Source organism: Amycolatopsis sp. WGS_07, assembly GCF_045278895.1.
Lineage (GTDB): Bacteria > Actinomycetota > Actinomycetes > Mycobacteriales > Pseudonocardiaceae > Amycolatopsis.
Map to the genome: position 1 here is coordinate 6,115,904 of NZ_CP136053.1, position 26,257 is coordinate 6,142,160.

Genomic DNA, 26,257 nt, shown 5'->3' on the forward strand with positions numbered 1-26,257 from the left:
GACGGTGCCTTTCCGGTCGCCTTCTCCCGAGACGGGCGGCCTGTTTCGGCTCGGCTCGCGCTGCTCGCCCGGGTGTTCGGCGAGGCAGCTTGTCCGGCCGGGCAGCTCGGGATTTGGTGCGCGGGAGCGGGTTTTCCGGCGCGTGGCGGTGGCGATGCCCGCCGGGGTTTCGCTTGCGCGGCTTGGTCCTGTTTGGTCGCCTCCTTGCGGTGGTGCGGTGGTGCGGTGGTGCGGTGGTGCGGTGGTGCGGTGGTGCGGTGGTGCGGTGGTGCGGTGGTGCGGTGGTGCGGTGGTGCGGTGGTGCGGTGGTGCGGTGGTGCGGTGGTGCGGTGGTGCGGTGGTGCGGTGGTGCGGTGGTGCGGTGGTGCGGTGGTGCGGTGGTGCGGTGGTGCGGTGGTGCGGTGGTGCGGTGGTGCGGTGGTGCGGTGGTGCGGTGGTGCGGTCCTCTTCTCCTTTCCCGTTCTCCCTTCTCCCAGCCTGTCCGCCTGGCCCGTTCGCGGCGGCGCGGTGCTTCGAGCGCTGGCGGTTACAGGCGCCAGGTCATCGGCGTCTCCGGCTGGTAGCTGCAGGACGAGCCGGTGGTGACGGTGGTGCGGAGGTGGTCGGCCAGTTCCGGGTGGAGGCTGGTCAGTTTGCGGAGGGTGTCTCGGATTCGGGCGGTGACGGCTTTGCGGGCGCGTTCCGTTTCGTCGCCTAGGCGGCGGGTTCGGCCGGACAGGCCGGTGGAGGTGCGGAGTTCGTCGAGCAGGGCGGCGCGTTCGGTGTCCAGCTTGGCGGCTTTGGCGTCGTCGCCGCGGAGGGTGGCGGCGTCGATGGCTTCGTCTAGGTGGTCCAGGCGGCGGCGGTACGCGGCTTTCGCGGTGTCGTCCAGGACGGGGTCGCCGCTGTAGGTTCGGGTGGCTTCCGATTCCGCACCGCCGTCGGGGGAGAGCAGTTGTGCGGCGGGGATTTCGGTTCCTGGTCTGCTCAGCAGGAAGTTCAAGTCTCGCAGGCCTTTCGCGTCCGGCATGCGTACTTCCCGGTTGGCGAAGCGCAGGGTCCAGACCGCGTCGGTGCGGCGGAATTCGTTGGCTGGCGGCGGCGGGGTTGAGCTGGGGCGGGCGGTGATGTGGTGCATGCCCAGGTCGGTTGCTTCGGTCTTCACGGCCTCGGACAGGGCTGCGGCGCGGTCGGTTTCGCCTAGTGCCAGCAGGGTGGTTGCCAGGTGGTTGCGGGCTTCGACGGCCCAGGGGCGGGCGCGCAGGCGGTCTGCGGAGCGGGCGGCGGAGGCGAAACAGGCGGCGGCTGCTTCGTGCTCGCCAAGGGTTTTGTGCAGCAGGCCGGTCCAGAGGTCTACTGGGCCGCTCAATTCGCAGCCGTAGATGGAGACCAGCCATTCTCCGGCGTGCGGGGTGAGTTCGCGCAGCAGGCGTTCTGCGGCGGCGCGGTCTTCCAGCACCGCGGCGGCTTGGGCTTGGCAGCGCAGCCATAGCGGGGTGAAGACGCGGGCGTAGGGGGCGTCCGCGGCTGCTTCGGACAGTTCGTGCCGGGTGGTGGCTACGTCGCCGGCGAGGGCGGCGGTGAGGGTGCGCAGCAGGGCGGGGTGCGGGAAACCGGCTTCGGTCATGCGCGGCGGGAGTTCGGCGGCTTCGGCGAATCGGCCTTGGACGAGCAAGGCGCTCCATCGCAGCTGGTCGGGCATGTAGCCGTAATCGTTGCTGCCGAACAGTTCCGGGGCGGAGAGTGCTTCTTCGAGCGCTGCGTCGGCCTCGGCGAACCGGCCGCGGAAGGTGCAGAGGATGCTGCGGTCGATCGCTTCGGCTAGCCGTGCGGCTGGTACGCCTTCGTCGGCGATCGCCTGGAACACCTGGAACTGGTCCAGGTAGCGCGGATCTCCCTGTTCCAGCAGCGCGACCCACTTGAGCGAGGCGGCGAAGAACTCGTTCTCCCGATCGCCGGTGCGCCGCGCGATGGCGGTGAGTTCATCGGTGAGCCGCTCGCGTTCGGCACCGCTGCCCAGGCCCCAGATCGCGTCGTGCCGTGCCCACAAGGTGAACGCCAGCGCGTCGTCGTCCTCGTCGTCGCGGGCGAGGATCGCGGCGCGGGCGGTGAGTTCCAGCCGGATGCGGTCGAGCGAGAGAGGGTCGGATGCGTTGCCGCCGCACAGTTTTTCGTGTGCCTCGCGGAGAAGTTGCTCGGTGAACTCGCGCCGTGCGCCGCCGGGGGCGAGCTTGGACAGGGTGAGGGCGGCGCGGGCGAGGAGATTCGCGTTGTCCAGCCTGCGGGCTACTTCGACGGCTTCCTCGCAGAGGAGCCAGGCCTCGTCTTTGTCTTCGAAGCGCCACAGCGCGGTGCCCAATTCCAATGCGACGACTGCTTGGCCGCGTTCGTCCGCGGCTCGTTCGCGGGCCCGGCGCAGGTGTGCGATGGATTCCTCGAACGCCATCCGCGCGCCGGCGTCCTTGGCCGCGGTGAGCAGCAGGCGGACGACGTGCCGCGGTTCCAGATCGGGACCGGCCAGGTAGGCGTGCCGGGCGCGTTCGGCGACGCCGACCAGGGACGAGGCGTGTTCGCCAGCGCGTACTACGGCCGCGTGCCGACGTTGTGCTTCGGCGGGGGTCAGTTCGGCGTATCTCGACTCCCGCACCAAATCGTGCGCGAAGGCGAAGCGTCCTTCGCCGAGGGCGAGGACCAGCCGGGCTGCTACGGCGCGCGTGAGCAGGTGGTCGACCTGTGCGGCGGGCGCACCGACCGTGGCGGCGAGCAGTTGAAGCGAGAACTCACGACCGAGCACCGCGGCGTCGGTGAGCAGTTCGGTGACCGGGCGGGGAGCAGGGACAGCCGCCGCTGGAGTGCGTCGGCGACTCCCGGCGCGACCGCGGACACCGCGCTCCCGCTGTGCCACAACCGGGCTGTCTGCTCCACGAAGAACGGGTTGCCGCCGGTGCGGCGGTGCACGTCGGTGGCCAGCTCCGCGCCCGGATCGGCGCCCGCGGTGCGGCCCATCAGCTCGGCGACGCCGCTTTCGTCCAGGCCGGTGAGCGTGATCGTGGTTGCTTTCGCGACGAGCGGCAGCATCAGCTCGTGCAGGGGGTGGCTGGGCGCGTCCACCTCGACGTCGCGGTACGTGCCGAGGAGCAGCAGCCGCTCGAACCACGTGTGCCTGGCCGCGAACTCGAGCAGCCGCAGCGACGCCGGGTCGGCCCAGTGCAGATCGTCCAGGATGACGACCACTGGCCGCTCCTGCGCCACCGTGACCAGTGCTCTGGTGACCGAGTCGGGCAGCTGGAACCCGTCGTCGGCCGGGGCCTCGGGGCTTTCGCCGAGCAGCGCGGACAGCGCGGGCGAGCTGGCGGCCGCCCATTCGTGCGGGGCGGCTTCCCGGCGCAGCGAGCGCATGACCTGGACCCACGGCCAGTAGCCCGGTGCGGCCCCGGACTCCCAGCAGGTGCCGCCGAGGACGAGTGCGCCCGCCTCGCGCGCGTCGTCGGCCAGTGCGCTGACCAGCGTGGTCTTGCCGATGCCCGCCTCTCCGGTGACCAGGGTGAGGCCGCCGTGGCTGGCGGTGGCGCGCGAAAGCTGCGCACGCAAGGTCGAGGCGGGATGCTCCCGCCCGATCAGCGCCGCAGTCATGTCCGGTTCCTCCCTTTCGCTGCGAGCCTCTCACGAGGACTCGCGTGCCGTCCTGTTCTTTCACCGACTGCGACCGGCTGGTCACGCAGCTCGCTGTCGATGCGGGTCATTCTGTCGAAGGGGTCTGACAATTTTCGGAAGCGGTCACCTGCCCGGGTGACGGAAGTCCACTGTGGACTAGCGCTGGTCACAAGGTGACGGGCGTCTCCGCCCGGGACCGGCGCCAGGGGTGGTTGCGGTACTGTCGCCGACATGGGGAGTCTCCGTTCGCGCATCCTCGCTTGGGCCGGCCGCCGCTACATCGCCCGCCAGCAGAAGCGCGGTTTCGATCTCGAGAAGATGGCGCTGCTGCCGGATTCGGCGCTGGAGCCGTTGCGCCGCCACGGTCTCGACCCGGTGCCGGACCTCGGGAAGCTGCGCGGCGAGGCGCCGATCAGCAAGCTGGACCTGCCGTTCGGGATGAACGCCTGGCTCGTGACCGGGTACGAGGAGGCCAAGGCCGTCCTCGGGAAGGGCGCGGAGTTCAGCAACGACTTCACGAACCTCGTCGGCAACGCGGGCGTCACCGAGGACCAGAACCCGGGCGGACTCGGGTTCGCCGACCCGCCGGTGCACACGCGGCTGCGGAAGCTGCTGACGCCGGAGTTCACGATGCGCAGGCTCTCCCGGCTGACGCCGCGGATCGACGAGATCGTGGCGGGCCAGCTGGACGCGATGGCCGCCGCCGACGGCCCGGTGGACCTGTGGGAGCAGTTCGCGCTGCCGATCCCGTCGCTCACGATCTGCGAGCTGCTCGGCGTGTCCTATGAGGACCGGGCGGACTTCCAGCGGCTGAGCACGGCGCGGTTCGACCTGTTCAGCGGCGCGGGCGCGTCGCTGGGCGCGATCTCGGAGTCGCTGGGCTACCTGCTGGAGATCGTGCGCAAACAGCGCGAGCAGCCCGGCGACGGCCTGCTCGGCATGCTGATCAAGGAGCACGGCGACGAGATCGACGACCGGGAACTCGCCGGCCTCGCCGACGGCATCCTGACCGGCGGCCTCGAGACCACGGCGAGCATGCTGGCGCTGGGCGCGCTGGTGGTGCTGCGCGACGAGGCCGCGTTCGACGCGGTCCGGGGCGACGACGACTCGGTGCACCGGTTCGTCGAGGAGCTGCTGCGGTACCTGACGGTGGTGCAGATGGCGTTCCCGCGGTTCGCGAAGCAGGACCTGGACGTCGCCGGGGTGCACATCAGCGAGGGCGACATCGTGCTGGTGTCGCTGTCGGTCGCGGACCGCGATCCGGTGCTCGGCAAGGGCGACATGGACCGCTTCGACCCGACCCGGGAGCCGTCCTCGCACCTGGCGTTCGGCTACGGGATCCACCGGTGCATCGGCGCGGAACTGGGCCGCATGGAGCTGCGCGCGGCTTATCCGGCGCTGGTCCGGCGGTTCCCGAACCTGCGGTTGGCGGTGCAGCCGGAGGAACTGGCGTTCCGGAAGGTGTCGATCGTGTACGGGCTCGATTCGCTGCCGGTGCTGGTGGACTGAGGCCGGTCCCCGCGAGGCGATCGGCGGGGCCGGTGTGCGAGGGAATCAGGTGCGGCCGAAGGACGGCGCGCGGACATCGCGGAGCGATGCTGACTGTGGGCTCGCGGTGCATGCCGACGATGCCATGCGGCAACGGGTCGGCCTGACCTTGCGAAGCAGCGATGCCGTGCGGCAACCGCGGGCCTGACCTTGCGGAGCGGCGATGTCGTCGGAAGCGGCGATGCCGCCGGATCATGCGTCGGCTAACAGGGCGAGGCTAACGGGGCGAATGACGCCGCCGCCCTCACTCCGACGGCCGTGGTGACTCCAGTTCCCTCACCGCACCCCTCTCGGCCGGAACTGCACGCTGATCCGCGGCCCCACCGCCCGGGAGGTCTTCGGGATCGCGTGCTCCCACGTCCGCTGGCAGGACCCGCCCATCACGATCAGATCCCCGTGCCCCAGCGGGTACCGCACGGACTCGCCGCCGCCCCTTGGGCGCAACGCCAGATGCCGGGCCGCTCCGACGGACAGGATCGCCACCATGGTGTCCTCCGTCCGGCCGCGGCCGAGGTCGTCGCCGTGCCAGGCGACGCTGTCCTGGCCGTCCCGGTAGTAACAGAGCCCGGCCGTGCGGAACGGTTCGCCCAGCTCCGCCGCGTAATGCGCCGACAGTGCCTCCCTCGCCTCGGTCAGCACCGGATGCGGCAGCGGCGCGTGCTCCCGGTAGAAGCACAGCAGCCGCGGCACGGCGACCACGCGGTCGTACATCTGCCTGCGTTCCGCGTACCACGGGACCTCGGCCGCCAGGTGCTCGTACAGCTCGTCCGAGCCGTCGAGCCATCCCGGCAGGACGTCGATCCACGCGCCTTGTCCCAGCTCGGTGCGCTGCACGCCGGACAGCGAGCCCAGTGTGGCCGGCCCGCTGGCACCGAACAGCGAGCCCTGAAGTGCCTGACCCATGCCTCCACGCTACACGACGTTCGAACACCTGTTCGGATGAACTACTCGGCGGGTTTGGGGTGCGCGGTGACCACGAGCCGGTGATAGCGGGCGTCGGGGGCGGATTCGTTGTGGTAGCGGGACACGAGGTCGGTGACGAGGACGGTCAGCTCGTCGGTGAACGCGGAACGGTCGCGGGCCGAGGCGAAGGCGATTTCCGTGTCCAGGGTCAGCGTCGAGAGCGGTTTGCCCGCGCGCGCCGCTCGGCGGGCGAGGCCGGCGACCTCGCGCAGGGTCCGGCCCGCGACGGCCAGGAGGTAGCTCACCGACAGGCGGTCCGGTTTGACCCGGGCGCTGCCCGCCGCGCCGAGTGCGGCGGGGGAGACCAGGTAGCCGCCGGCGGTGGCGGAGAAGAGGCGTTCGGTGAGGCCGCCCCACTGCCGGGTTCCGGCGGGTTCCACCAGGCCGTGCGCTTCGAGCGCGCGCAGATGGTAGTTGACCTTTTGCCTGGTCAGGCCCACTCGGGCGGCCAGCGCCGCGGCGGACGCCGGTTCGGTCAGTGCCGCCAGCAGACGGGCGCGCACCGGGTCCAGCGCGGCCGCCGCGACGGCGGGGTCCTCGATTACTTCGACGTCCTGCATCCCCTGAGCCAAGCAGTGACAAACAAAGTCGTCAAGGGAGCGGCCCTTGTCCGCGACCGGGCGGGGACCTACAGTGATCACCCAGTGGTCTGGACCTGTACCGCTACCGCCGCCCTGAGTTCGACGGAGGTTGGCACGTGCGCACGAGAACCCGGATCGGCGGAGCACTGGCGGCGGCGGTGTGCGGGCTGGCGATTCTCGCCCCGGCCGCGGACGCCCAGGTCGGCGGCGGCACCTGGAAGCCGTGGTCGCCGGGGTACAAGGAGCAGCAGAAGGGCTGCGGCCAGGTCAGCGGGCTCACGTTCAAGCTGACCTGCTCCGACGGCAGCGGCGAGCAGCGCGCCGAGCGCCGCTACGACACCTACACCGGCGGGACGCACCAGTTCGAGGGTTCTTTCAAGATCACCAGCATGGGCGGTTCGCGGATCAGCCTGAAACAGACTTTCCGCGACGGTGCGAACGCCGGGCCGTATTTCCTGCTGGCGGTGGAGAAGGGCGGCCGGCTTTACAGCGTGGAGAACGGCCAGACGGTGGCGACCGGCGCGACGGTCGGGACTTCGGTGCGGGTCAATACGATCAACCAGGTCGGCAGTTCGCACAAGGTTTACATCAACGGTTCGCTGAAGCAGAGCGAAAGCAGCGCGTCGGGCAGTTATTACGACAAGTTCGGTTCGTATCGGACGGCCAGCGGGGCCGGGCCGATTACCGTGCAGTGGAGCGGGATCAAGTTCTGGACTCGGTGATCGCTGGCCCGACGGACGGGTGCCTGCCGCCGCCTGGCATCCTTCCGGCGGGTATTTCCGTTGCCGCGGCTGGGGAATTCGGTCACCGTGGCGGTCATGACTTTGGTTGAGCATTACGACACTGGTGCGAGCGAAAACACCCGGCTGACCCGATCGCCGCACGGCAGGCTGGAATTCCGGCGCACTCAAGAACTGGTGCGCAGAACGATATCGGGAACCGGGAGAAGAGTGCTCGACGTCGGCGGGGCGACCGGCGTGCACGCCCGATGGCTGGCCGCGGACGGACATTCGGTGCACGTCGTCGATCCGGTGGCCAGCCATGTCACGGAGGCGGCCGAGATCGACGGCGTGACCGCGGAAGTCGGCGATGCCCGAGCCTTGACCTGGCCGGACGACAGCGCGGATGTCGTGCTGTTGATGGGCCCGCTCTACCACCTGACCGAATCCGCCGATCGGGCGCGGGCGCTGGCTGAGGCCCGGCGGGTGCTGCGGCCTGGCGGAGTGTTGTTCGCCGCCGCGATCAGCCGCTACCTCTCCGCGATGGAGACCGGAACCAACGGTCAGCTCACGGAACGGTTGAGCCCGGCGGTCGAATCCGTCCTAGAGACTGGCTGCTACGACGGCCACGTCGGCTTCGTTCCCGCGCATTTCCACACCGCGGACGAGCTTCGCGGCGAGCTGGAAACCGCTGGCCTGTCCGGAATTTCCGTCTATGGCGTGGAAGGCCCCGCCTGGCCCGCGCTGGACGTCGCCGGTATCGAGGAGTTCGACGTACGCGTGGACGCGGCCGTTCGCTGCGCCCGCTTGGTCGAGCAGGACCCTCTCCTGATCAACGCCAGCGCGCACTTCCTCGCGGTCGCCGTCAACTAGCCCAGGCGTCGAGGGAGTCCCAGGCCGCGAGCGTCCGGCGGCTGGTGAACCGGCGGTGCTCGCCCGTCAGCGGGTCGTCGAACTCCAGCACTTTCGCCAGCAGCTGCAACGGTTTCGTGAAGTCGTCGAGCGGTTTCTCGTGCAGGTCCGGGTAGAAATCGTCGCCGAGGATGGGGATTCCCAGCGAACTCAGGTGCACGCGCAGCTGGTGCGTGCGCCCGGTGGCGGGGATGAGGCGGTAGCGGCCGAGTCCGTCCCGGCGTTCCAGAAGCTCCACTGTGGACTCTGCGTTCGGCGGTCCCGGAACCTCCTGCGCGGCCAGCACGCCGCGTTCCTTCACAATCCTGCTGCGCACGGTGCGGGGCAGCTCCAGGGCCGGATCGTAGGGCGCGATCGCCTCGTATTCCTTGTGTACCAACCGATCGCGGAACATCGTCTGGTACGCCCCGCGCGCGGACGGGGTGATCACGAACATCACCACGCCCGCTGTGACGCGGTCCAGGCGGTGGGCGGGGGACAGCGTGGGCAGGTCGAGTGAGCGGCGGAGGCGCACCAGCGCGGTTTCCAGGACGTGCCGTCCGCGCGGGATTGTCGCCAGGAAGTGGGGTTTGTCGACCACCAGCAGGTGTTCGTCGCGGTGCAGGACGGTGACGTCGAACGGCACCGGGACCTCGTCCGGCAGGTCGCGGTGGAACCAGATGAACGAGCCGGGGACGTACGCCGCGTCGATCCCCAGTGGACCGTCCTCGCCGTGGATGCGCTGCTCGTGCAGCATTTCCTCGATCCGGGCGGGGGCGACCCTCGGCAGGCGTTCGACCAGGTGCTCCAGCAGGGTCGTCCACGGGCCCTCGTCCGGCAGCCGCAGCCGGGCGGGGTCGAGGCCGTGCCGGGGCGGGATCGGGGCCGGGCGCTTGCGTCTCATCGGCTCCCGAGTCTAGTCGGCGGGGTCGCGCCGGTACGCCGCGATGTACCGGGCGGTCGCCTCGGCGTTGGCCTCGGCGGCCTTCTCCCGCCGGATCCGCTTGCCGGTGCCGGGCGGGAAACCGTTGCGGGACAACCGGTGGTCGATGCTTTCCTCCATGTAGGCGCACGAGTAGAAGTACGACACCAGCGCGGCCATCAGCACGATCGCCAGCCGCAGCCCGAGCGGGGCCGGCAGCAGCAGCCAGACCAGGCACAGCGGCGCGATGCCGACCGACGCGCGCAGGACGTGCCGCGCCTTCCAGTGCTTGGACGTCGCGTCGTGCAGGAGCCAGTCGCGGTAGCGCTCGGGGAGCCGTCCGCTGACGGCGTACCAGAACCAGCGGAGAACGCCGGGCCGTTCGGTCATCGTGCCTCCTCGTCAGCCTGCCGTCACAGTACACTAATGATTAGCACACTAACTATTAGTGTGGTGCAGCCCGCGCTAGAGTGGGCCCGAGCACGAGGAGGACGAGTGGCCGAGATCGACCTTGGCGAGGACCCGCTGAAGCTCGACCGGCAGGTGTGTTTCGCACTGTCGGTCGCCTCGCGCAGCGTGATCGCGATTTACCGGCCGCTGCTGGAGCCGCACGGGCTGACCCATCCGCAGTACCTGGTGATGCTGGCGCTGTGGGAGCAGTCGCCGCGGTCGGTCAAGGACCTCAGCACGGCGTTGCGGCACGAGCCCGCGACGCTGTCGCCGCTGCTCAAACGGCTGGAGGCGGTCGGGTACGTGACCCGCGGCCGCAGCCGGGCCGACGAGCGCCAGCTGACCGTCGAACTCACCGAGAAGGGGCGGGAGCTGCGCGCCGAGGCGGAGAAGATCCCGTATCGCGTCGTCGAACGGCTCGGCATGGAGGTTTCGGAGCTGGAGGCGTTGCACGCCGCGCTCGGCCGGGTGATCGAAGCGACTGCCTAGCGGGAAGAACTCGCGCCGGGATCCGGTTCTGTCGAGGAGAACGTGTCGACTGAGCGGAGCGAGCGTGGACAAGATCCGGGTGGGGGTGGCTCCGGGACTCGGGACCGGGCCGGCGGAATTCACCGGTTTGGCCGAGCTGACGGAAGCGGCGGGCGTCGACTCGCTGTGGCTGTCGGAGGTGGTCTATTCGCCGGATGTCGACCCGCTGATCGGCATGACTCACGCGCTGGCCCGCACCGAACGGCTCAAACTGGGCACGGGCGTGGCGATCCTGCCCGGACGCAATCCGGTGCTGGTCGCGAAACAGCTGGTCACGCTTGCCGGGCTGGCTCCGAAACGCGTGCTCCCGGTGTTCGGCCTGCTGCCCGCGCAGCCCGCCGAACGCGGCCTGTTCCCGGTGCCCGACGGCCGTCGCGCGGCGGTGTTCGACGAGTCGCTCGCGCTGCTGCGGCTGCTGCTGGAACAGGACGACGTGTCCTTCGACGGCGAGTTTTTCCAGGTCGACGGCGTGACGATCGGGCCGCGTCCGGCGAAGCGGCTCGACGTCTGGGTCGGCGGGGCGGCACCGGCGGCGTTGCGTCGCGCGGGCAGGTTGTCGGACGGATGGCTCGGCAGCTTCCACACGCCGGAGCAGTCCCGGGCGGCCCGGCTGGCGATCCAGGAGGCTGCCGCCGAAGCCGGCCGGGAGATCGAATCGGATCACTTCGGATTGAGCATGGTCCTTGCGCCGCATGGGATTCCGGACCGGCTGCGGGCGGTGGCGCAGCAGCGCAATCCGGGCCGTCCGGTCACCGAACTTGTGCCCACCAGTTGGGCCGAGGCACGCCGGATGATCGAGCAGCACGTCGAAGCCGGACTCACGAAATTCGTGGTCCGGCCCGGATACTCCGGCGACTACCGGAAGTTCCTCGACGAGTTCGTGCGGGAAATCGTGCCGCTGCAGAACTAAAAGGTCAGCTGTTCGGTCTTGCGCGGCATGAGCAGCAGCGCGACGACCATGAGCACCGACACCGCGACGATCGCGAGGAACACGTGGTGTGTGGCCCCCGCGAGCGATTCGCGCACGTATGCCGTCGCCGGCGAGTTGTCGTGCGAGCCGCTGAGGATCCGGCTGGTGGCGTCGACGCTGGCCGGGAGGTGTCCGGCGACCTCCGCGGGCGGGTTCGCGAAGCGGCTGGCCAGGGTGGCGTTGGCGATCGCGCCGAAGATCGCGGTGCCGACCGCGCTGCCCAGCGAGCGGCTGAACATGTTGGTCGCGGTCACCACGCCGCGCCGCTCCCAGCCGACGGTGGACTGCACGGCCACGACGGTCGGGCTCGACGAAAGCCCGAGCCCGATCCCCACGACGAACACGGCTGCCGCGGCCATCCAGACCACCGAGTCCAGTCCGAGGAACGTCGCCATGACCGCCCCGACGAGCAAGAATCCGCTGCCGATCAACGCGGTGTCGCGGAATCCGATCCGCAGGTAGACCCTTCCGGACAGGGACGCCGCGATCGGCCAGCCGATCGTGAGCGCGGCCAGCGCGAAGCCCGCGGTGAGCGCGTCCGTGCCGAGCACGCCTTCCGCGTACGTGGGCAGGAACGAGCTGAAGCCCAGCAGCACCGCGCCGGTGACGAGCGCGACCAGGTTGCCGCCGATCAGCGTGCGGCGGGTGAACACCCACAGCGGCAGCACGGGTTCCTCCGCGCGCCGTTCCACCAGGACGAACGTGACCAGCATCAGGACGGCGACGGCGAAGATCGCCAGGCTCGGCGCGGACGTCCAGCTCCACGCGACCCCGCCTTCCAGCAGGGCCAGGATCAGCAGCGCGCAGCCGAGCGTCAGCAGGGTCGCGCCGGCGTAGTCGACCTTGTGCCGCGTGCGTTTCACCTGCTCGGTGAACTTGCGGTAGAGCATCCACGCGGCGAGCGCGCCGAGCGGCAGGTTGACGAAGAAGATCCACCGCCAGCTGAGGTATTCGGCGAACACGCCGCCGAGCGTCGGCCCGATCACCGAGGCGACCGCCCACACGCCGGCGAGGTAGCCCTGCACCCGGGCGCGCTCCTCGACCGTGTACAGATCGCCGACCATCGTCATGCTGATCGGCTGCACCGCGCCCGCGCCGATGCCCTGCACCGCGCGCGCCGCGATCAGCACCGGCATGCTCCACGCGACCCCGCACAGGACCGAGCCGACCAGGAACGCGGCGATCCCGAAGAACATCACCGGGCGGCGGCCGAGGACGTCGGCGAACTTGCCGTACAGCGGAACGGTGACCGCTTGGGTGAGCAGGTAGATCGAAAACAGCCAGGGGAACTGCGAAAACCCGCCGAGGTCGTGGACCACCGAGGGGACCGCGGTGGCGATGATGGTGCTGTCGAGGGCCACGAGGCCGGTGCTCAGCATGACTGCGGCGAGGACAGGACCCCGTTCGGAACGAAGGCCTACTGCGGCGCGTTTCGCCGCTGGCGGACTGCTCGTGCTACCCATGCTGGGAATAAACTCCTTCGCCTCGGCAAGCATTCCCCAGCCGATCGATCGGTGCCCCGCTGTTCGCCTGGCCGTCATGATGGAGGGATGGACAGATGGGTGCGGCCGATCGACCGCGGCTGGGTCGTGCGGGGCGCGGTGCCGGGACCGGACGTCGACGAGTTCGCCGAGCCGGAGGCGGTGACCAGGGCCTTGGCGGCGGCCGAGGGCGACACGCTGCTGGCGGCGCAGCATCCGGCGCGCACCCCGGCGGCGCTCGCGGCCGGGCTGGACGTCGAAGCCGCGCTGCCCGAGGCGCGGGCGACGCTCGAACGGCTGCTGGCCGGGCACTACCGGCCGGAAACCGGGTTTGTCGCGGCTTATCGGATCGGCGAGACCATCGCGGGCGTGCTGTGCCTGGTCGACGTCCGGGAGCTGACGTCGGCCGGGGCGCACGTGAAGCACACCGAGGAGGTCTACCCGGAGGTCGTCGCGGAGCGCGCGGCCGTGCTGGACGGCCTCGGGTGCGCGACGAGCGCCGCGCTGCTCGTGCCGGTCGGCGACGGCTCGGACCTGACGGCGGCGGTCAAGGAGGCGGCGAGTTCGGCTGATCCCGATGTGTCCACTGTGGACCGCGCAGGGCTGTCGCACGAGCTGTGGGTGGTGCGGGCCGGCGAGATGCGGGAGCGGCTGCTGGAGGCCGCGTCCGCGAGCGATCTGCTGGTGGCGGACGGGAATCACCGGGTCGCGGCCGCGGCCGGGAGCGGGCAGCTGCTGGCCTTGATCACGGCGGGCTCGCAGCTGGAGATCCGGGCGATCAACCGGGTGCTCCTCGGGACCGGGCTTGCCGGGGACCGGCTGTTCGAGCTGTGGCGGGAGGCAGGGCTGGAGGTCGCGTGGTCGGACGACCGGACCCCGCCCTCGTGCCCGGGCACGGCGGTGGTGCTGGCCGGATCGCGCGTGCTGCTGGTGCGGCTGCCGGGTTCGGACCCGCTGGTGATCGACCACGAGGTGGTGGAGCAGGTGCTCCTCGGCTCGGCGCTCGGGCTCGACCCGGACGGCCCGCACGTGCGCCCGCTGCTGCCGGGCAGCCCGGTCCCGCCGGACGCGGACGCGGTGGTGCAACTGGCCCCGGTGCCGTTCGAGACGGTGCAGGCGGTGCACGCGGCGGGGCGGCGGATGCCGCGGAAGGCCACGTACTTCACCCCTAAGCCGCGGGGCGGGCTGGTGCTGGCGCGCTGGTAAACGCTGGTCAGTGTCGGTAAAAAGGTGCAGGTCAGCGTCTGTTCCGCTTAGGATCGCGCGGGTGGAGCTACCTCTGATGCCGCCGGTGCGGCCGATGCTCGCCAAAGCCGTGCACGAGGTGCCGCGCGACGGCGGGTTCTGGTACGAGCCCAAGTGGGACGGCTTCCGCTGCGTGGTCTTCCGCGACGGTGACGAGGTCGAACTCGGCTCGCGCAACGACCGGCCGCTCACCCGGTACTTCCCGGAGCTGGTCGAGCTGCTGCGGGAGGCGTTGCCGGACAAGTGCGTCGTCGACGGCGAAATCGTGCTGGTCACGCCGCGCGGCCTGGACTTCTGGGGCGTTGCAGCTGCGGTTGCATCCGGCGGCCAGCCGGGTCCGGAAGCTGGCCGAGGAGACGCCGGCCAGCTTCGTCGCGTTCGACCTGCTCGCGCTGGGGGAGCGGGACCTGACCGAGGAACCGTTCGCGGAGCGGCGGCGGGCGCTGGAGGGGATTTTCGCGCCCTCGAGCGGGCTGCAGCGGGTGCACCTGACCCCGATCACGACGGATCCGGACCTCGCCCAGGACTGGTTCACCCGGTTCGAGGGCGCGGGCTTCGACGGGGTCATGGCGAAGCCCGCGGATCTGCCGTATGAACAGGACAAACGCGTGATGCTGAAGGTGAAGCACGAGCGCACCGCGGACTGTGTCGTCGCCGGGTTCCGGTGGCACAAGGACGGCAAGGGCGTCGGCTCGCTGCTGCTCGGCCTGTACGACGATGCCGGGGCGCTGCACCACGTCGGCGTCGCGAGCAGCTTCACCGCGGCGCGGCGGCGGGAGCTGGTCGAGGAGCTGGCCCCGTGGCGGGAGAACGCGCTGGACGGGCACCCGTGGCGCACCTGGGCGGAATGGCAGGCCGAGGAGGTCCGGCGACCGGGCGCGAACAGCCGATGGGCGCCGGACAAGGACCTGTCGTGGGAACCGCTTCGCCCGGAACAGGTCGCCGAGGTCCGCTACGAACACCTGCAAGGCGGCCGCTTCCGTCACGGCGGGCGGTTAGTGCGCTTCCGCCCCGACCGGACCCCGGAATCGTGCACCTACGCACAACTGGACGAGGCCCCGCCTGCCGAACTGGCGGATCTTTTCGGGGAGGCCCGATGAGCGGCGAACTGCTGGAACTCGACGGCGTGGAATTGACGATTTCCAGCCCGGACAAGGTCTATTTCCCGGAGCGAGGCGAGACCAAACTCGATCTCGTACGCTATTACCAAGCCGTGGCTGGTCCTTTGCTGGACCGGCTAGGCGGACGGCCGTTGCTGCTCGAACGCTATCCGGACGGCGCGGGCGGGAAATCGTGGTTCCAAAAACGCACGCCGAAGAACGCACCTTCTTGGCTGACCACCGCCGTCGTTTCCACCCCGAACGGCACCACTAGCGATGCGTTGGTGGCCGCCGACCTGGCGCACGTCTTGTGGGCGGTCAACCAAGGCTGCCTGGGCTTCCACGTGTGGCCGAACCGCGCGGCTGCGTTGGACATCGCGGACGAACTGCGCATCGATCTCGACCCGTCGCCCGGGATCGGCTTCCCACAACTGCGCGAGGCAGCGGTTCTGGTGCGGGAATTCCTTACGGAGCTGGGAATCGAGGTTTATGTGAAGACCTCGGGCTCCCGGGGCTTGCACCTTTATTCCATGCTTGAACCGCGTTGGGACGGTTACGAAGTGCGGGCCGCCGCGGTGGCTCTTGCGCGGGCGTTGGAACGGCGGCATCCGGATCTCATCACCGCGCAATGGTGGAAGGAAGAGCGCGGCTCGCGGGTTTTCGTGGACTTCAATCAGAATGCGCCGCATAAGACCGTGTTCGGGGCTTGGTGCGTGCGGCCAAGGGTCGGTGGGCAGGTTTCCACACCGATTTCCTGGGACGAGCTGGACACGGTCGAGCCGGATGCGTTGACGTTGTCGACCGTTCCCGCGCTGCTCGCTTCGCGGGGAGACCCGTGGGCGGGGGCGAATGACCGGCCGCAGTCGATCGAGGCGCTGCTGGAGATGTCTCGGGCGGACATGGCTGGTGGGCTGATGGATGCGCCTTGGCCGCCGGTGTATCCGAAGATGCCGAACGAACCTCCTCGGGTTGCGCCTAGCCGGGCGAAGAAGGAGTGATTCCGGTGTATCGTGGTTGGCACGGCGAGTGATCGCCGCGCTAAGGATAAGGGGCCTTAGCTTGCCCAATGGAAACATTGGTCGGGCTGACGTGTCCTTGTCTGCCGGGCCAGGCAGGCAGGGAGCGCGACCATGGCGATGGGCTTCACCGAGTTGGCGGCGATAGTCGCGGTTGTCGGCACCGTTGTCGGAGGCATTGTCCGCCCGTTGTGCAAGTGGCTCACGGTGCGGACGCTCGCGGCGAAGGCTCGCCCGGAGGACCTTCCGAAGATCGCTGAAGCCCTGCATCCGCCGCTGCAACTGCGGCCAATGCGCGAGAAGGCGGCTTCAAGCCGCCGCGCCGTCGGGGAGCCCGCCGCAGGCCCACCCGAAGTCCGTGAGGGGAACCCTCACGGACTCTGATTCCCTCAGGGTTCCCCTCACGGACGCCGATTCCCGTCTCGGGGGGTCCTTTACGGACGCCGATTCCCGCACCGCAGGGGAGCCTTCACGGACTTGGGCCGCCCTCGGGAACCTTGGCCGTCCGTGAAGGGCCCCTTCACGGACGTAGATTCGCTCAAGGAGCCCTTCACGGACCAACCCCCGCCGAACTGCGCACCCAATGTGGCATTGGGTGCGTCACATGCACCCAATGCCACATTGGGGCGCAAGCCCCGTCCCAACCGGCAGCGAATCCGCCTACCTCAGCCAGGCAGCCGCACACCCCCAACCGCACCCGCCTACACAACCAACCAGGCAGCCACACCCCCCGCACCCCGATACGAAGCCGAAAACACGGTCTGTGGGTGCTTGTCAAGGCATCTTTCCCGCCTTGACAAGCACCCACAGACCGTAGTCACACTCAGCTTCGGGGTGCCCCCACGCAACCCCGGCCCCACAACGAAACCGCAGCCATTCACCCCAACGGCAAGTCAAACGCCAGCTGCTCCTGCGCCCCAACCCCCACAGGCGCACCGGACAACGTAGCCGCACACCCAGGACACGGCGTAATCCCCGGCTCAGTCAGATCAACAGCCGTCCAGGTCCGGGAATCCCGCTCCCCACAAGCAGACCGCCGATACCGAAGATCATCCGCACGAGTCATCAGATGCGCGACCGGATCATCCTCCGGCAACGCACCCACGAGATACCACCGGGCAGCACCAGTCATGGAACTCGTCCTCCAAAGAGGCTGGGTTCGAGCTACCACGACATACTGCGACTGCCGCCGCGCAAACCGCCGCGTTTACGTTTCCTCGGCGTGGCGCGAGTCCTCATTCAAATACCGGAGAAACCGCAAAAGCCCGCGCTCATCAGGCGTCTCATCCTCGGCAACACAAGCAGCCAGCTGCCGTTCAAGATCGTCCGCATCAATCCCGGCACCGATCAGCACCAGCTCAGTCCGACGCGGCCCCGGCCCCCAAGACGACCGCTCGACCTGCACAAACGCCCCGACGGTATGCAACCCGAACCGAGACGGCGAAGCCAGGTCCACGTGTCCCTTGACCCGGTAAAGCCCAGCCGGCCGGCTCTCCAGAAAAGCGAGCAGCCGCCGGGGCGAAAGCGGCCGGGAAGCGGTGAACGTGACACTCTCGAACTGCTCGTGCAGATGCTCGGAATGATCATGCTCGCGCAGATCGTCGAAAGACAACTGTCCGTAGCTTTCCCGAGGCCGGGGATCGAAAAACAGCCCCGGATCGACCCGCCCGTGATCGGTCGTCAGCACCGGCACCCGGGGTGCGTGCTCCTCGACGATCGCGCGGACCTTGGCCAGGGCGTCCCCGTCGACCCGATCGGCCTTGTTGAGAACCACCAGGTCAGCGACCCGAAGGTGCTCGGTCAGTTCCGGATGCCGGGTCCGGGCGGCCTCGAACTCCACGGCGTCGACGACCTCGACCAGCCCGCCGTACCGGATATCGGGGTTCTCGCTGGCGATCATCAGCCGCAGCAGGTCGCGGGGTTCGGCGATCCCGCTGGCTTCCACCACGATCACGTCGATCCCGGCCTCGGGCCGCGACAGTTTGCCGAGCATCGCGTCCAGCCCGCTGGCGTCGACCGCGCAGCACAGGCAGCCGTTGCCGAGCGACACCATCGTGTCGACCTGCCCGGCGACGGCGAGCGCGTCGATGTTCACCTGGCCGAAGTCGTTGACCACCACGCCGACCCGGACGCCCTGGCGGTTGGCGAGCAGGTGGTTGAGCATCGTGGTCTTCCCCGCCCCGAGAAACCCCGCGACGAGCACTACCGGAACCCGCTGCCTGGCCACGCTTCACCCCTCCTGTCGTCCGGGCCATCGACGATACCCGCCGTCACCCGGCCAGCAGGCGGCGCTCCAGTTCGGCCATCCGCGACGGACGCAACGGGACGCTGAGCCGGAACCGTTCGACCGGAGCGCCGAGCGGGCCGGACCAGAACGGCTGCGGTTTCCCGACGATCCCCAGCGGCCGCAACCGCGAAGCCAAGTCCTGCGCGAAGTGCAGATGAGGGAGACCGCTGTGGGTCCGGATCGGCGCGGGGAACCCGGCAGCGGCGAGGAGCGCGACAGCTTCCGTTATGGCTTCAGCGATCCGGGCGCGCAGCCGTACGGTGATGTCGCCGAGCGAGAGCACCGCAGCACCAAGGCGGAGCGAGAGCGACGAGGCGAGCATCGGCGGTATGAGCGCGGTCATGCGCTTGGTGAGTGCGGGGGAGCAGACGCAGTAGGAAAGCCGAAGTCCGCCTAGCCAGTATCCCTTTGACAGGCCGCGGAAAACGGCGAGATTGTCCAACGAAGCCGCGATGGTGGCGGCGCTGTATTCGAGCGGGCGGTAGTTGGCGTAGGACTCGTCGATCACCACGATTCCCCCGTGTGCGGCTGCTTCGAGGCATAGCTCGCGGACCGCGTCCAGGCGGTCGAACGAATCGTCCACTGCGGACGGTCGGTCGAGCAGGATCAGCGGGGAGCCACGCAAGCGGGAGGTGAGCGTGCCGCCGGATTGCTGGATGAAGTGCGGGAGATCCGGGTACACATCGCCGAGCACGCATGCGTCGCCGAGCGTGGACACCGCGTGCAGCAACGAGATCACGCCGGCGCCGCAGACGACGCCGCAGTCCCAGCCGGGCTGGCCGAACAGGCGGGCGACGACCGGGCCGAGCCAGGCCGAGCCGTGCGGGTCCTGGACCAGGTAGCGGTCCACGGCGGACAGATTTGTCGATTCGTCGGCAAGTTCGGCGGCCAGCAGGGCGGGCAGGTCGGCGTCGAGCAGTTCGCGTTCGTCGAGGGTCCAGGCGAGGTTGAGCGAGCCGGGGTCGTCGCGCAGCGGGAGCGCCTCGTAGGAGGAGTTCGCGAGCGGCATTGCAGCCTCCGTAAAGGGGATTGGCGGAGTGCGCCGATGTGGCAGGATGAACGGATGATCTGGACGCCAGGCAGGGAGGACCGCGTCGACGGCATGCCGACGGCCGCGGAATGGCGGCAGTTGTCGGTCGTGCCGGAGAAGCGGGAGGTGTTCGGCTACGACCTGTATTTCCGCGAGGGCTGGGCGGACCTGCTCGCGGTGTTCGGCGACGACGCGGCCGAGGTGCTCGGCGGGCTGGCGATGCTGGTGGTCAAGCCGGACGCGGTGGTCGGGCGCCGGCTCGGCCCGATCGCGGAGTACCTGGCGGACAACGGTTTCGTGCCGGTCGCCACCACCCGGTTCGGCTACACCCGGCATTCGATGCGCGAGGTGTGGCGCTACGACTGGCACATCTACACCGTCGACCGGCTGCAGCTGTGCTCGTTCTGGTACGTCACCAACGACGTTCTGATCTTCCTGGCTCGCGACGTCCGGCCGGAGGCGGGATTGCCGGCGACGGTCCGGCTCAGCGAGCTGAAGGGCGTCGGCGATCCGGCCAAGCGCGGGCCGCATCATCTGCGCACGAAGCTGAACCCGCCCAACCGGATCCTGAACTTCGTGCACGTCGGGGACGAGCCGTCGGACATCGTGCGCGAGCTGGCCATTTTCCTCGACCGTCCGGAGCGGCTGCGGTTCCTGGAGGAGCTGCGGGACCATCTCGCCGAGGACCGCACGGCGCAGGCGCAGGCGGAGATCGCCGCGATCGAGGCGGATTGCCCGGCGCACGATCTGGACATCGAGGCGACGTTGGCGCGGTTGGCTCCGGTGGCCGGGGACGACGCAGTCGCGCGGTTGCGGGCGGTGGTCGCTGGTGCGGACCGGATCACGTGGGACGACCTGGCCGAGCTGGTGCCGTTCGACAAGGTCGATCGGTGGGACGTGATCGTGACGGCCTCGTTTGTGGTGCATAACGAGCGGCCGGTGCCGCATGCGTTGCTGCCGGCTGTGTCCGCGGAGGCGTGGACCGCGCAGGCGGTGGGTCACCCGTCGTAGGTGCGGGCGCCGTGTTCGCGGTGCCACACGCGGATGAGGTGCCGTTTGAGCGCCGGGTCCTCGTGGTCGGTGAAGGCGCTGCGGAAATGCGCGCACTCCAGGTTGTTGAGGTACTGCAGCTGCCCGCGTTCGATGGTGAACTCGACCCACAGGCTCTGGTCGGCAATGGTCTGGGCCAATGCGTCGAGGGCCTCGGCGAGCCGGGCGTCCATCGGCTCGTCGACCATGTCGTACCCGCGCCGGATCAGGCCGGGGACCAGGCGGGCGTGCAGTTTTTCGCCGTCGTAGCGGAACATCCGGGCGCGCATGACCTTCGGCGCGCCCGGCGCGTGCTCGGCTTGCCGGTCGTAGTAGGCCGGTTCGTACAGGCGGCGCAGCAGGTCCGGGTGTTCGGCGAGCATCCGGTTGTGCACGGAATACAGGCTGCAGAACCGGCTGATCCCGCCGGTCGCGGCCGGGCGGATGCAGAGCAGGCCGACGTAATCGGGCAGCGTCGAGCCGAACGCGTTGTCGGTGTGGAACGACAGTTCGACGTTCGTCGCCGAGCCGCGGACGCCGTAGCCGAACCGTTTGCCGGTGTCAGTCACGTGATACGTCATCGTGCCGTCCCACTTCGTGGCGACCGGGGTGGCCAGGAACTGGCCCAGCAGCCAGTACACCGCGACGGCTTCCTCGTCGGTCCATTCGTCCATCGGCAGGCCGTCCACGACGGCCAGGCCCATGCCGTCGACCAGATGCTCCTTGATCCGCGCCATGCAGCGGGCGGATTCGGCCAGGGAGAACTGATCGGGGGTCAGCAGGAGGAGCGGCAGCGGGGCCTCGCGCAGGCGGGTCACGACGGCGCGCAGTTCCGCCACCGCGGCCGGGGTGAGCGAGACGACCCATTCGCCGGGGGTGACGCTGTCCCGCGTCCACGCTTTCGGGCCGGTCACCGGGCGGTCGAGGAAGACGATCGGCTCGTCGGCCTCCGCCAGGCGCAGCACCGGCTCGCCCTTGGCGAGGCCCCGGTAGGTTTCGGTCTGCGTCACGCCGTTTCCCTTTCGTCGGTCGCCGCCCGCACCGCGTGGCCGGCCCAGCGGGCGATGTTGTCGAGCACGGAGCTGCCGGAGTGCGGCCGGGCCGCGCTGAGCTGGAAGTACGCGACGCCCTCGACCGGGTTGCCCAGCACGGTGAGCCGGTCGTCCACGGTTCCGTCGGCGCGGACCGGATGGAACTCGCGCGTGACGTCCAGCCCGCCGGGTTCGAAGTCCGGCGGGTTGCGCCAGCGGCGGATCAGGCCGCGGCGCAGCAGGTTCGGGTAGAGCGGACGCAGGTCGTGCTCGGCGTCGAAGGGATGCGCGCGGCCCTCGGCGACCACCGCGACCTCCCGGGTCTCGCCGGTGACCGGGCCGCTGATCCGGAAGCCGCCGGGCACCGGGGCGACGTCGGGCTCCGGGCCGATCCGGACGTCCACGACGCCCGCTTCGACCAGCGCGAGGATCCGCCGCATCGGTTCGAGCCCGGTGCCGTTGGACATCCTGGTGTAGTAGCGCAGATGCCGCCGCACGAACTCGCGCTGCGACCGGGCGGTGAGGCCGCCGAAGTCGATCGCGGCGGAGAAGACCGACCGCAAGTCGCGCCAGACGCCGTCGCAGGCGGCCTTTACCGGGTTGTCGAGGTTTCCTTGTGCTGCCGCGGCATGGTCTTGTCGCATGTGGACGATCAAGGCGGAACGCCAGTCGTCGCCGGTCATTCCCGGGACCCGTTCGACCGGCTCGAACCAGCGGCGCCAGACGAACCGGTGGTCGGCGAGGTCGCGGGAATGGCCGTATGCGTTGTCCACGACCCGCCGGAACGCTGCCGCTTGGTCCTCGTCCAGGCCTTCGGCGAGCACGGTGTCGAAGCATCGGGTCACTGGTTCCAGCAGGCGGTCGATCGGGCCGGGGCCGCCGAGCAGGAGGAACTCCTCGTACCGGTCGGCGACGGCGGCGCGCAGCCGGTCGCCGAAGCGGTCGCCGAGCAGGGTCCGGTAGTAGACCTCGGCCAATTCCAGCACTACCAACGGAAACAGCTGGGTGGCGAAGTCGAGCTGCCGCACCGGCCCGGTGGGGAGATTCGCGGGCACGCCGTGTTCGGCGCGCAGCCGTTCGATGACCGGGACGGTCAGGAACACCGGGCGGTGTTCGAGCGCGGCGTGGCCGAGGCCGGTCTGGTCGGCGGCTTTGCGGTTTTCCGCGCGGCTGGAGGTGAACATGCCGCTCGGGCTCACCGCGATGATCGGCATCGGCTCGCGTCCGCTCGGCACGTAGCGCAACCGGCGCGGACGCGAGGGGTCGTCTTCCTCGACGAACTGGCCGCCGCGGCCTTCGGTGAGGTGCAGTATCGCGTCGATGGCGGTCAGGCCGAGCCCGAGCAGGCCGAGCGGCTCGCCGGGCGGAACAGCGGCTTCGTCCAGTTGCGTCGCCAGCGGGTACGGGCTCGGGAGGTAGCGGGCCCGCGGGTCGGTCGAGGCATGTTCGGCAAGCCTGGCGGCCCGGGTGCCGGGCGCGGGGGCGTTGCGGGAATGTCCGGTCACCAGGAGGATGTGGTCGGCCGGGACGGGGGCGGTGGTTTTGCCGTGCACCAGATACGGGTGCTCGGCCGAAGGCGAGATGTCGACGGCCTCGTCGGCGCGCAGATCGACGTGCACGTCCGGGATTGCCCGCAGGAGTTCCGCGTAGCGGCCGAACATGTCGCGCAGGGCGTGTCCGTGCAGATACCGCCTTGGCACGTCCTGCGGTCCGAGGTCGAACCGGCTGTCTCCGGTGGCGCGGAAGCGGTCCTGGGACCATTCCACGAACGTCGGGCGCAGCTGCCGGGGCAGCAGGGCGTCGGTCTGGTTGGACTCGTCGGAGGCGAAGGCGATCTGGCTGGCCACGCGGTTGAGATAGCTCGTCCACACCTGCTGGTCGTCGTGCGTCGAACCGGCGCCGAACCGGCCGTTCAGCTCGAAAACCGTGATGTGCACCGGAATCCTCGGCGGCGCGGCGGACAGCAACGCGGCCAGGCGTTCCATCGCGTACGTCCCGCCCGGACCGCCGCCGACGATCACCAGCCGGTGTCCGGTCATGCCGTGCGCTCCAGCGCGCCGAACTCCGGACGGCGGTCGCTGATGCCCGCCGCGGCCTCGAAAGCGGCACCGACGCGCAGTACGGTGCGCTCGTCGAACGGCCGTCCGATCAGCTGGAGGCCCAGCGGAAGCCCGGAGGCGCTGAATCCACAAGGGACGGACATCGCCGGGTTGCCGGTGACGTTGAACGGCGCGGTCAGCACCCCGACCGCCAGGCTCGGCGGCGGCCAGTCGCGCGGGAACTCGTCCAGCCGCGCGGCCGGGGCGAAACCGGTGGTGGTGAGCAGGATGTCGTGCGCGGCAAGGGCTCCGGTGTTCAGCTCAACGGTCAGCTCGCGACGCAACCGTTGCGCCTGAACGTAATCCGCCGCGGTGAGCCCGGCGGCTCCGGCGATGCGCTGGTAGGTGTAGCGGCCGTAGTCCTTCGGCCGGGTGCGCAAAGTTTCCTCGTGCACCGCGAATCCTTCGGCCAGCATGATGAGCCGCCCGCACGCTTTGAGCAGCTCGAAATCGGGCAGCTGGACCTCGTGGACGATCGCCCCGAGGTCGGCCAGCGTCGAGGCGGCCGCGTCGACGGCGGCGACCACCTCCGGGGAGACGCCCGTGACCGTGGTGAACATTTCCCGCGCGTAGCCGATGCGCAGGCCCTCCACGCCGCGGTCGAGATCCGCGGCGTAGTCCGGCACCGGACGGTCGGCGCTGCTGGGATCGAGGGGATCGTGCCCGGCGATGACGTTCAACGCGAGCGCGGTGTCCCGGACGTTCCCGGCGATCGGTCCACAATGGTCCAGCGAGTACGACAGCGGATACACGCCGCGCCGGGAAACCAAGCCATAGGTGGGTTTCAGGCCTACCGCGCCGCAATGACAGGCTGGCGAGCGGATCGAGCCGCCGGTGTCCGAACCGAGGGCGAGCCGGAGCAGCCCGGCCCCGACCGCGGCCCCGCTGCCAGTGGAGGAGGTGCCGGTGAAATGCTCGGTGTTCCACGGGTTCCGGGCGGCCGGGAACGGCAGGTCGCTGCTGGTACCCAGGGCGAACTCGCCGGTGTTGAGCTTGCCGGCGAGCACTCCGCCGCCGGCCGCGAGCCTGGCTTGCACGTCGCTGTCCTCAGTGGGCACGTTGTCGAGCAGCAGCCGCGAGTTGCACGTGGTCGGAATGCCTTCGGTGGCGTAAATGTCTTTGAGGGCATAGGGAATTCCGTGCAGCGGGCCGCGGTCCACCCCGGCGGCCAGCTCGGTGTCGGCGCGGGCGGCGTCGGCGAGTGCGCGTTCGGGCGTGACTCGGATGAACGCGTGGACCTCGCGGTCGATGGCGTCGATGCGAGCGAGGGTGTGCTCGGTCAGCTCCGTCGAGGTGAGTTCGCCGATGCGCAGCGCGGTGCCCAGTTCGCTGATCGACAGCTCGTGCAGCTGCCGGGTCACCGGTCCGCCCCGGGGAGCAGGACGTCGAGGCGGAACTGCCCGGCCGGCTCGCTTTCCGCGGCGCGGGGCTGGCGCATCAGGCCCGCCATCGCGGTCAGTTCCCGGAAAGCGGCGAAAGTCCCTTCGCGGAGATCGTCCGGGACTTCCATTCCCGCCCGGTTCATCGCGGCGGCGAAACGATCCTCCGCACGGTCCATCGTGAGCCCTCCCAGAGACGCGGCAGTGGCGGCACGGACCGACATTACCGCAGAAATTCCGCCCGCCGCCGCGAATTCCGCACCGCCGTTGTCTCGGCTGGCCGGGCACCGCCACCTGAGACAAAACGCTTTCGGCCAGCCTTGCCGGGGTGTTCGAAGCTGCCGTACAGTCGGCGATCGGCGCGTCCGAACTGGGGGTTTCCGCGGCGCTGCCCGCGCGGGAAACAATTCCCCGCGGCGATCCGGGAAATGCGCTGCCGCAGCGCGCGTTTTCCCAAGAACCGTGACGACGAGGAGGCGCGATGTCGGTCGAGCACCTGTCCACCGCCGGAATCCGTTCGGTGACCGAGGAGGAGATCGCCCATTACCGGGAAAAGGGCTGGGCGAAGCTGCCCGGCTTCTTCTCGCCCGAGACGGTCGCCGACCTCCTTCGCCGGGCCAAGAGCAAGATGGGTGAGCAGGCCCCGCTGACCGTCCGCCGCGACGACGCCGACCAGCTGGAACCCAATGAATACAACTGGTACGCCCGGTGGGACGGCTGCTCGCACGAGGACCCGCGGATCCGCGACGTCGGCCAGTCTCGCGCGCTGGCCACCGCGGCGAGCAGGCTCATGGGCGACCAGGTCCGGTTCTACTTCGACCATTTCTTCGTCAAGGTGCCGCAGGCCGCCGAGGGCACCGAAACGCCGTGGCATCAGGACCTGCCGCACCATCCGCTGGACCGCCAGGGCGTGCTGACCATCTGGGTCCCGCTCGTGGAATGCCCGCCGGAGAAGGGCTCGCTGCGGTTCCTCAGCGGTTCGCACCGGGCCGGGCTGCTCGGCCGCTACCTCAACCGGCGCGACGAGGTGCAGCTGGTCGACGAGCATCCGTGGATCCTGGACGAGTACGAGATGTCGCCGCCGCTGCACCTGTACCCGGGCGACGCCACCGTGCACAACCTCGCCATCACGCACTACGCGCCGCCGAACACGACCGACACCCCGCGCTGGGTCTACTCGACGCAGTGGCTGCCGGTCCGCACGCGCTACACCGGCGCGCCGAACCACCGGACCGAGGGGCTCGGCCTGAAGGTCGACCAGCCGCTGGACCACCCCCGGTTCCCCGTCATCGAAACGGACCACCGCTGAGGACCGGTCTGGCCTGGTCGCCGCTGTTCGCCGCGGCGGAGCCGGG

The 26,257-nt window shown here is 69.8% G+C and carries 25 protein-coding genes and 1 pseudogene; 12 read left to right on the forward strand and 14 right to left on the reverse strand.

The features are described from left to right. Positions 1-526 precede the first annotated feature (526 nt). Together RPX00_RS28945 and RPX00_RS28950 are read right to left on the reverse strand one after the other, a co-directional pair. A complete protein-coding gene (locus tag RPX00_RS28945) occupies positions 527-2,773 on the reverse strand; it encodes an ATPase (protein ID WP_406630060.1) in 2,247 nt (748 codons plus the stop codon). Continuing rightward, on the reverse strand, positions 2,683-3,612 hold the full coding sequence (locus RPX00_RS28950; RefSeq protein WP_406630062.1) for an ATP-binding protein: 930 nt from the start codon (positions 3,610-3,612) through the stop codon (positions 2,683-2,685). Before RPX00_RS28950 ends, RPX00_RS28945 begins: the two co-directional genes overlap by 91 nt. Before the next feature lie 252 nt (positions 3,613-3,864). Between RPX00_RS28950 and RPX00_RS28955 the strand changes: the two genes are divergently transcribed. Then, positions 3,865-5,142 carry a cytochrome P450 gene (locus RPX00_RS28955; RefSeq protein WP_406630064.1) on the forward strand — a complete coding sequence of 426 codons (1,278 nt, stop codon included), beginning with the start codon at positions 3,865-3,867 and terminating at the stop codon, positions 5,140-5,142. A gap of 315 nt (positions 5,143-5,457) precedes the next feature. Here the strand turns inward: RPX00_RS28955 and RPX00_RS28960 are convergent, their stop codons facing one another. Further along, positions 5,458-6,084: an alpha-ketoglutarate-dependent dioxygenase AlkB gene (locus tag RPX00_RS28960; RefSeq protein ID WP_406630066.1), complete on the reverse strand. Its 627-nt coding sequence runs from the start codon at positions 6,082-6,084 to the stop codon at positions 5,458-5,460. A gap of 41 nt (positions 6,085-6,125) precedes the next feature. After that, the gene (locus RPX00_RS28965) at positions 6,126-6,704 is read right to left on the reverse strand and encodes an ArsR/SmtB family transcription factor (protein WP_406630068.1); all 579 of its coding nucleotides are present in this window, start codon (positions 6,702-6,704) and stop codon (positions 6,126-6,128) included. Positions 6,705-6,841: 137 nt separating this feature from the next. Between RPX00_RS28965 and RPX00_RS28970 the strand changes: the two genes are divergently transcribed. Further along, positions 6,842-7,447, forward strand: coding sequence for a hypothetical protein (locus RPX00_RS28970; protein ID WP_406630070.1), 606 nt, complete (start codon positions 6,842-6,844; stop codon positions 7,445-7,447). Between the two features lie 96 nt (positions 7,448-7,543). Beyond that, positions 7,544-8,317: a class I SAM-dependent methyltransferase gene (locus tag RPX00_RS28975; RefSeq protein WP_406630071.1), complete on the forward strand. Its 774-nt coding sequence runs from the start codon at positions 7,544-7,546 to the stop codon at positions 8,315-8,317. On the opposite strand, the gene RPX00_RS28980 is transcribed toward RPX00_RS28975, so the two are convergent. Next, a complete protein-coding gene (locus RPX00_RS28980) occupies positions 8,310-9,239 on the reverse strand; it encodes an RluA family pseudouridine synthase (protein ID WP_406630073.1) in 930 nt (309 codons plus the stop codon). The two genes, RPX00_RS28975 and RPX00_RS28980, sit on opposite strands and share 8 nt — an antisense overlap. A 12-nt stretch (positions 9,240-9,251) precedes the next feature. Next, positions 9,252-9,647 carry a DUF5313 domain-containing protein gene (locus tag RPX00_RS28985; protein ID WP_378313499.1) on the reverse strand — a complete coding sequence of 132 codons (396 nt, stop codon included), beginning with the start codon at positions 9,645-9,647 and terminating at the stop codon, positions 9,252-9,254. Positions 9,648-9,752: 105 nt separating this feature from the next. Here RPX00_RS28985 and RPX00_RS28990 point away from each other — a divergent pair, with 105 nt between their 5' ends. Further along, positions 9,753-10,196 (forward strand): MarR family winged helix-turn-helix transcriptional regulator, encoded by a 444-nt coding sequence (locus RPX00_RS28990; RefSeq protein ID WP_101438764.1) that lies wholly within the window; start codon positions 9,753-9,755, stop codon positions 10,194-10,196. Between the two features lie 64 nt (positions 10,197-10,260). Then, a complete protein-coding gene (locus RPX00_RS28995; RefSeq protein WP_406630076.1) occupies positions 10,261-11,145 on the forward strand; it encodes a TIGR03854 family LLM class F420-dependent oxidoreductase in 885 nt (294 codons plus the stop codon). Here RPX00_RS28995 and RPX00_RS29000 read toward each other — a convergent pair. Beyond that, the gene (locus RPX00_RS29000; protein WP_406630078.1) at positions 11,142-12,668 is read right to left on the reverse strand and encodes an MDR family MFS transporter; all 1,527 of its coding nucleotides are present in this window, start codon (positions 12,666-12,668) and stop codon (positions 11,142-11,144) included. The two genes, RPX00_RS28995 and RPX00_RS29000, sit on opposite strands and share 4 nt — an antisense overlap. 87 nt (positions 12,669-12,755) lie before the next feature. On the opposite strand from RPX00_RS29000, the gene RPX00_RS29005 reads away from it, so the two are divergent. The 4 genes and pseudogenes from RPX00_RS29005 to RPX00_RS29020 all read left to right on the forward strand — a co-directional run bounded on the left by RPX00_RS29005 (position 12,756) and on the right by RPX00_RS29020 (position 16,431). Next, positions 12,756-13,892, forward strand: a complete 1,137-nt coding sequence (locus tag RPX00_RS29005) for a DUF1015 family protein (RefSeq protein WP_406630080.1) — start codon at positions 12,756-12,758, stop codon at positions 13,890-13,892. Positions 13,893-13,953: 61 nt separating this feature from the next. Next, positions 13,954-15,031: pseudogene (locus RPX00_RS29010) on the forward strand (ATP-dependent DNA ligase). Next, the gene (gene ligD / locus RPX00_RS29015; protein ID WP_406630081.1) at positions 15,028-16,029 is read left to right on the forward strand and encodes a non-homologous end-joining DNA ligase; all 1,002 of its coding nucleotides are present in this window, start codon (positions 15,028-15,030) and stop codon (positions 16,027-16,029) included. Before RPX00_RS29010 ends, ligD begins: the two are co-directional and overlap by 4 nt. A gap of 132 nt (positions 16,030-16,161) precedes the next feature. Further along, positions 16,162-16,431, forward strand: a complete 270-nt coding sequence (locus RPX00_RS29020; RefSeq protein WP_406630083.1) for a hypothetical protein — start codon at positions 16,162-16,164, stop codon at positions 16,429-16,431. A gap of 493 nt (positions 16,432-16,924) precedes the next feature. Here the strand turns inward: RPX00_RS29020 and RPX00_RS29025 are convergent, their stop codons facing one another. The 3 genes from RPX00_RS29025 to RPX00_RS29035 form a co-directional block, all read right to left on the reverse strand. Then, positions 16,925-17,179 (reverse strand): hypothetical protein, encoded by a 255-nt coding sequence (locus RPX00_RS29025; RefSeq protein WP_406630085.1) that lies wholly within the window; start codon positions 17,177-17,179, stop codon positions 16,925-16,927. Between the two features lie 75 nt (positions 17,180-17,254). Beyond that, positions 17,255-18,274 carry a CobW family GTP-binding protein gene (locus tag RPX00_RS29030; protein WP_406630086.1) on the reverse strand — a complete coding sequence of 340 codons (1,020 nt, stop codon included), beginning with the start codon at positions 18,272-18,274 and terminating at the stop codon, positions 17,255-17,257. Positions 18,275-18,317: 43 nt separating this feature from the next. Further along, entirely contained in the window at positions 18,318-19,343 is a 1,026-nt protein-coding gene (locus RPX00_RS29035; RefSeq protein WP_406630088.1) for an aminotransferase class I/II-fold pyridoxal phosphate-dependent enzyme, read from the reverse strand. A 54-nt stretch (positions 19,344-19,397) separates the two neighbouring features. On the opposite strand from RPX00_RS29035, the gene RPX00_RS29040 reads away from it, so the two are divergent. Further along, positions 19,398-20,375, forward strand: a complete 978-nt coding sequence (locus tag RPX00_RS29040; protein ID WP_406630090.1) for a nucleoside-diphosphate kinase — start codon at positions 19,398-19,400, stop codon at positions 20,373-20,375. On the opposite strand, the gene RPX00_RS29045 is transcribed toward RPX00_RS29040, so the two are convergent. The 4 genes from RPX00_RS29045 to RPX00_RS29060 are packed head-to-tail and all read right to left on the reverse strand — an operon-like array spanning position 20,363 to position 25,081. Then, positions 20,363-21,403 carry a TauD/TfdA family dioxygenase gene (locus tag RPX00_RS29045; RefSeq protein WP_406630092.1) on the reverse strand — a complete coding sequence of 347 codons (1,041 nt, stop codon included), beginning with the start codon at positions 21,401-21,403 and terminating at the stop codon, positions 20,363-20,365. The two genes, RPX00_RS29040 and RPX00_RS29045, sit on opposite strands and share 13 nt — an antisense overlap. After that, complete coding sequence (locus tag RPX00_RS29050) at positions 21,400-23,463, reverse strand: FAD/NAD(P)-binding protein (RefSeq protein ID WP_406630094.1); 2,064 nt, start codon at positions 23,461-23,463, stop codon at positions 21,400-21,402. Before RPX00_RS29050 ends, RPX00_RS29045 begins: the two co-directional genes overlap by 4 nt. Next, positions 23,460-24,884: an amidase gene (locus RPX00_RS29055; RefSeq protein WP_406630096.1), complete on the reverse strand. Its 1,425-nt coding sequence runs from the start codon at positions 24,882-24,884 to the stop codon at positions 23,460-23,462. The genes RPX00_RS29050 and RPX00_RS29055 overlap by 4 nt, the downstream gene beginning before the upstream one ends. Continuing rightward, positions 24,881-25,081 carry a hypothetical protein gene (locus RPX00_RS29060; protein ID WP_406630098.1) on the reverse strand — a complete coding sequence of 67 codons (201 nt, stop codon included), beginning with the start codon at positions 25,079-25,081 and terminating at the stop codon, positions 24,881-24,883. The genes RPX00_RS29055 and RPX00_RS29060 overlap by 4 nt, the downstream gene beginning before the upstream one ends. Before the next feature lie 149 nt (positions 25,082-25,230). Between RPX00_RS29060 and RPX00_RS29065 the strand changes: the two genes are divergently transcribed. Both RPX00_RS29065 and RPX00_RS29070 read left to right on the forward strand, forming a co-directional pair. After that, positions 25,231-25,368, forward strand: coding sequence for a hypothetical protein (locus tag RPX00_RS29065; protein WP_406630101.1), 138 nt, complete (start codon positions 25,231-25,233; stop codon positions 25,366-25,368). A gap of 15 nt (positions 25,369-25,383) precedes the next feature. Continuing rightward, entirely contained in the window at positions 25,384-26,211 is an 828-nt protein-coding gene (locus tag RPX00_RS29070) for a phytanoyl-CoA dioxygenase family protein (RefSeq protein ID WP_406630103.1), read from the forward strand. The last annotated feature ends 46 nt before the right edge of the window (positions 26,212-26,257 follow it).